The sequence below is a fragment of the Pseudoalteromonas sp. P1-7a genome (assembly GCF_001401855.1).
Lineage (GTDB): Bacteria > Pseudomonadota > Gammaproteobacteria > Enterobacterales > Alteromonadaceae > Pseudoalteromonas.
This window is the reverse complement of record NZ_LKDU01000158.1, coordinates 1-227: the sequence shown is the minus strand read 5'-3', so window position 1 is coordinate 227 and position 227 is coordinate 1. Positions and strand designations below refer to the sequence as shown.

Sequence of the window (227 nt, the reverse complement as noted above, 5' to 3'; positions counted from 1 at the left end):
ATTAGCTCAGTTGGTAGAGCAGTGGACTTTTAATCCATTGGTCGATGGTTCAAGTCCATCATGACCCACCATTCTTTATTAAGATAAAGTTTGGTTCAATCGGCGGATTTACGCAGCTAACTTAAAGGGTAAGCACATAGAGCGGGTCATTAGCTCAGTTGGTAGAGCAGTGGACTTTTAATCCATTGGTCGATGGTTCAAGTCCATCATGACCCACCATTCTTTAC

General features: G+C 42.7%; 1 tRNA gene. It reads left to right on the top strand.

The features are described 5' to 3' along the window. Positions 1 to 143 precede the first annotated feature (143 nt). A tRNA-Lys gene (locus AN389_RS19935) sits at positions 144 to 219 on the top strand. Positions 220 to 227: the final 8 nt, after the last annotated feature.